Origin of the sequence: Janthinobacterium woesei (assembly GCF_051380875.1) — a bacterium.
GTDB lineage: Bacteria > Pseudomonadota > Gammaproteobacteria > Burkholderiales > Burkholderiaceae_D > Janthinobacterium.
The window spans coordinates 1-2,943 of the sequence record NZ_JBNYXW010000045.1 but is presented as its reverse complement, the minus strand read 5'-3'; the positions used below and the strand labels follow the sequence as shown (position 1 = coordinate 2,943).

Genomic DNA, 2,943 nt, shown 5'->3' with positions numbered 1-2,943 from the left:
CCACTTCCAGCTTCAGGCTGGTATCGAATACTCTACGTTTTTTTGTTGTCATGCTTCACTCCTCAGAAGATGGATTTTCCACCTATTGAGGTGTCCGGGCAAATTAGACCACAGCACTTCTGAACGTATTTGAGGTCACGCCGCAATCAACCCGAATTCGGAACTACCAAGTCTACATTTTCGCCTGTTTTCTAACACCGACGTCCGTTCCAGATAACCTTCGCACAAATCCAATGCATCTTCAAAAATAAACACCCTTTTCCTTCCGAATTCAGTTGGCGCCCATTATTGCGGCTTGGCGTACTTTGCGACGCCTGTTACATCGAACACCACGCAACGCTGGTTGCCAACTACCCAAGCATCATGCCCTGGCGGCATATAAAAGACATCGCCCGGGCCATACTCCATCTCAGCCCCATCATTCATTTTAACGACCATCCGTCCCTCAAGGATGATACCTGTATGAGCTGCCTGGCAAGAATCCGTTCCTGCTATCGGTTTTACGTGCAGACTCCAGCGCCAACCAGGTTCGAATTCGCCACGCCCCATCGTGTGATTGCCGAGTGTAAAGACAGCCAGCTGACCTTTTCCATCTTTGAATGGGCGGACTTCGTCCGGCTTATCCAAAGATTTTTTTTCTAACATCCCATTCATCGCATGACCCTCCAGGTAAATTGCTGGCAAGTATGAAATTGCTGAATCAGGAAAATCAAGCAGTGATACATATGGGAACCCAGTATCCCATACCACCTGATCGACTTTGGAACTAGAACTCAAACTGGGTAGTTCAATATAGGTCGGAGCCGGAGATTTACAAGCCTGCTATACCCCACCTCGAAGTCAGCGAGAGGTGGTGCGACCACCTCTCGCTATATGTCTAGAGTTGGGTGATCATGTCCCGACGCGCAGCTTGCCCTACTTCAAAGCCAGGCGCCTGTTGAGTACACTGTTGATTCCTGTCACCCCATCGCCAGCGCCATGACCCAAGCCCTTCACAGCCAAGCCAGTACCACCCACCTGATTCGGGAAGAAATCCGCAACTCGACACTTTCCCAACAGGAACTGGCCGAGCGTTATAACGTGAGCCGCCTGAAGATCCGCAAATGGCAGAATCGCGACAGCCCGCAAGACCGCTCGCACCGGCCGCACACTATGCACACGACGCTCACGCCCACCCAGGAGCTGATCGTCGTGGCGCTGCGCACTACGCTGCTCTTGCCCACCGACGACTTGCTGGCAGTCGCGCGCGAGTTCGTCAATCCGGCGCTTTCGCGTGGTGCCCTGGGGCGCTGCTTGCGGCGCCATGGTGTGTCCAGTCTGCTCGAACTGGCTGCACGCGAAGGCGACAAGCCGGTCACCAAAAAGTCGTTCAAGGATTACGAGCCCGGCTTTTTACATATGGATATTGGCCGGTGAAGCGAGTTGTTGTTAATCCTTCCTAGTCGTCGCCTTGCCGCTGGCCGGTGCTTGCGCGGACTTGGCGGCACGACGCCGGTAACTCTCAACGTTGAGTTCGAAGATGGTCGAGTGATGCACCAGCCGGTCAACCGCCGCCAGCGTCATCGCCACCTCCGGAAACACCTGGTCCCAGCCAGAGAATGGTTGGTTGGCGGTGATGGCCAGGCTCTTGCGCTCATAGCGTGCCGCGATCAATTCGAACAGCACTGACGTTTCTGCTTGGTCGCGTCGAACATAGCTGAGGTCGTCGAGGATGAGCAGGTCGAACCGGTCCAGCTTCGCGATCTCGGCCGGCAACCGCATCTCGCGACGCGCCACTTGTAGTCGCTGTACGAGATCGCTGGTGCGCGTAAAGTGCACGCGGTAGCCGCGATCAATCAGACCGTTTCCGATAGCGCACACGAGGTGGCTTTTGCCCACGCCAGGCGGCCCGAACAGCAGTAAGTTGGCGCCCTGTTCAACCCAGCCGTCACCCTCGACGAGTGCCGTGACGTGAGCTTTCGACACTGTCGGCACGGTCGTGAAGTCGAAGCTCGACAGCAACTTGCCAGCCAGCAGTTGAGACTCCAGCCGATGCCGCTCCAGACGCCGCGTTTCCCGTTCGGCCAGTTCGTGCTCCATCACGGCGGCGAGGAACCGTTCGGCGGGCCATCCCTCTTTGTTCGACTGGGCCGCCAGCGCACCCCACAGCCGCTTGATGGTGGGCAAACGCAGTTCGGTGAGGATCAGCGGCAGGCGTGCCACCACGTCCGTCACGCGGCCTCCAGCAGCTGGTCGTAGGCGGCCAGGTCGGGCAACGTCACAGTCACGTCCTGGTAGTGCGCCGGATGCGGTGCAAGCTCAAGTCGCAACTGCTCCAGGTCCGGTAATTGTCCGCTATCGAGCAGCAGTGCCAGGCGCTGCGCCAGAGCCGCCTCGCAGCCGCCGTTGCCGGCCAGATCCAGCAAACCCACCATTAGTCGGCACGCGCCCACTTCTGGCAACTGCTCCTTGAGCTGGGCCCACATCAGGCGGTATTCGGTGCGCGGGAACAGCGCATCGCGCAACACCGAACGGGCCAGCGCGCCGGGTTTGCGCTTGAGCGCTGGCAGCAGGTGGCGGTAGTCGACGACCTTGCCGCGCCCGTTGGCGTCGGGTTGGCCGCGCGTTAGTTCCAGCACGCACACATTGCCTAGCCAGCACTCAAGCTTGTCGCTGTAAATGCGCACCTTCAGGCGATGTCCCACCAGCCGTGATGGCGCCGTGTAGAGCACCTTCTTTACCGTCATCGTGCCGTATTTTGTGACGCGGGCATCGACCTCTTCGTAGTCGCTGCTGCGCCGCACCGGTAACGCACTGAGCAGCTTGCGCTCTTCGTTGAACTTGCGTGCCACCCGGGCGTTGAGCCGCCCGAACACTTCGGCGACGAATTGCCGGTACGCGTCGAGGTCGGCGAAGTCGCGGTGCCCGCGCAGCAGCAGCGCCTGTTCCATGGTGCGCTTGAGC

Annotated in this window: 2 protein-coding genes and 2 pseudogenes; 1 reads left to right on the top strand and 3 read right to left on the bottom strand. The window is 58.6% G+C overall.

Going from position 1 to position 2,943, the window contains the following annotated elements:
- Window positions 1-285 precede the first annotated feature (285 nt).
- Entirely contained in the window at window positions 286-777 is a 492-nt protein-coding gene (locus ACQ4W6_RS25630; RefSeq protein WP_436569976.1) for a cupin domain-containing protein, read from the bottom strand.
- A gap of 201 nt (window positions 778-978) precedes the next feature.
- Between ACQ4W6_RS25630 and ACQ4W6_RS25625 the strand changes: the two are divergent.
- Window positions 979-1,407: pseudogene (locus ACQ4W6_RS25625) on the top strand (transposase family protein); the annotation flags it as partial.
- A 21-nt stretch (window positions 1,408-1,428) separates the two neighbouring features.
- On the opposite strand, the gene istB reads toward ACQ4W6_RS25625, so the two are convergent.
- The gene (gene istB, locus ACQ4W6_RS25620; protein ID WP_436569975.1) at window positions 1,429-2,214 is read right to left on the bottom strand and encodes an IS21-like element helper ATPase IstB; all 786 of its coding nucleotides are present in this window, start codon (window positions 2,212-2,214) and stop codon (window positions 1,429-1,431) included.
- A pseudogene (locus ACQ4W6_RS25615) lies at window positions 2,211-2,943 on the bottom strand (IS21 family transposase); the annotation flags it as partial. The gene istB and the pseudogene ACQ4W6_RS25615, both read right to left, overlap by 4 nt.